We start from the raw sequence: 2,183 nt of genomic DNA on the forward strand, positions 1-2,183 counted from the left end.
ACATCATCCCCGCTGTCATGAAAGGCCCAAATCGGCAGGTTTCTCAAACGCTCTACAAACGGCAAATCTATGTGTGATCCTCCTCCGCAGATAGGCATAATCGCAGCGAACTTCTCTGGATATTCAAAGGCCACCTGCCAAGTCCCATACCCTCCCATACTCAGCCCTGTTAAGTAGACTCTATTCGGATCAATTGAGTAGTTCTCCAGAAGTTCTTCAACCAGGGAAATGATGAAACTGCTGCGCCAATGGAACTCAGCAGGACATTGTGGGCTTGCCAGAACAAAAGGGAATTGCTGACCTTCTCCAGCTAATTTAGGCGGGCCATGCTTTCGAACGAACTCAAGATTGTCTCCTCGCTCTCCGTAACCATGCAGAAAAATTACGAGAGGCCAATTTTGCTCTGAGGAATAGTTCTCTGGAAGATCCAGCAAGTACTGAATGTTGATTTCTTCAGTAAAAGCCCTTTGCAATTTCATGAATCTGACCTGTTTTTCTGAGAGATGTTAATCCAGACGTTGTTTCAGCTGAGTTTCTTTAGTTCCAAAGGAATCAATTTGATTTTAAACTTCGGTCAAAAATCTTTGAAAAAAACTGGATTGCTTAGCGTTCTGAGGATTCTCGGAGGATCTTCCAAGGATTGTTGAGATCGGTTGTAAATAGGACGCTCTTTGTACCAGTTCACCAGTTCGTTGATCAGTCGTGTACGGCTATTTTCAGCTTCGATTTCTGCACGTAGAAATTTACCAGGGACCGAAATTGTCATGCTATCCTGCCAATCATCTGAGGGAATTTTGTATTCCTGAACACAACCATCCTCTGTCACAAAACGCAGTTGATCACCTTTTGCACCTCTTACTTCAAAATTCACCTCGAGATCATTGGAGCCTAACTCAGCGCGTTTAATACGGCTTCCCATGAGTTGATCATTTACAGTGATGGCCAGATGGGGACCCGTTGGAGACTCTGTGACATACCCAAATCCATTTTTCAGAGCACCCACAACAGAACCAGCATCTAGATAGGGAGCCCAAATGACCGTTGTGGGCTTGCCTAGACCAAAGGGCCCTGGCGTTCTCAATCCTTCAGGCTGATGCAGATCGCTACCACCGATCAGAGAGATTTGACGACCTTCCGCGAGCAGTCGATCATAGGATTTCAAGACACCATCGTTATTGGTAAGCCAGTGTCCGTGGTAGACCTCCATACAATCCATTTCGGGATAGTCATAGTCCCAAACAAGAGGCTCCTTGTCATGGTTGACTGAAAAGATCGCATTTTGGCGTTTCACTTCCTCAAGAAACGTTAGCAAGTCTTCGCTTCCACCTATCCGAAAATCTATCCACTCAGAAAGACCAAAGATGTTGGCATGCCCCCGGTAGGTGGTCAGTTCCATACCAGGGATAAAGACTAGGTCTGCCGTACTCTGCTGGCTGAAATACTGCCACTGTGTTGTTGTGTTATGATCTGTAACAGCAAGAAAATCGAGCCCAACCGATCTAGCATTTTCTGCAAGTACCTCAGGGGCTCCCTTGGCATCGCTGTGATAAGTATGGCAGTGCAGATCCCCACGGAACCAGCCTGCGCCGTCTCTCCGCACTAGAACCGCTTCAGGAGCAATGAATAGCTGTCGAGCAGAATCATCTGCTTTCATTCCTAATTTGATGCTGGCTCCTTCAGCAGGGAGTACGTAAAGCCCCAGAAGTATCTTCCATCTGCCTTCTGGAATCTCACCCGCATAGTATCCAGGAGTTGCGCTGTCTCGGGCTATGAAGAAATGATCCCGTGCCCCACCACTCCACCCCCGAAAGCCTCTTCGAGTCGGAAAGTCTGTGGCGTTGCTATCCAAGATGCCAATATCAATCAGACAATCGTCAGACTTATCGTACCGGAAGCTGACATCAATCCGAGTGACCCCCTTGGGCACATGCACAGGAATCTCAAAGAACGGAGACCTTGCCTTGGTGCTACGATCAACGTGAACATCAAACTCAATTTGCTGACCTGTTGACAGAATAAAGTCTTCCAATGTTTTCTTCCTCAAGAGTTAAATCAAACTAGGCAAGGTTACAGAGCCGTTACTCAGTGATTCCTGTAACCTATCGCCAAGTACCAACCTGCTGACCAACAAATATGGGATTTGAGAGAGCATGGAGCTCACCTCTTCGATCTCTCAATTCGAG

Annotated in this window: 2 protein-coding genes; both read right to left on the reverse strand. The window is 47.0% G+C overall.

The window, feature by feature from the left end; genetic code table 11:
- On the reverse strand, nucleotides 1-479 hold a 479-nt coding region (locus tag P8O70_16175; GenBank protein MDG2198380.1), incomplete at its 3' end, for an alpha/beta hydrolase-fold protein.
- Nucleotides 480-574: 95 nt separating this feature from the next.
- The gene (locus tag P8O70_16180) at nucleotides 575-2,029 is read right to left on the reverse strand and encodes a CehA/McbA family metallohydrolase (protein ID MDG2198381.1); all 1,455 of its coding nucleotides are present in this window, start codon (nucleotides 2,027-2,029) and stop codon (nucleotides 575-577) included.
- Between the last annotated feature and the right edge of the window lie 154 nt (nucleotides 2,030-2,183).

This window comes from SAR324 cluster bacterium, assembly GCA_029245725.1.
GTDB lineage: Bacteria > SAR324 > SAR324 > SAR324 > NAC60-12 > JCVI-SCAAA005.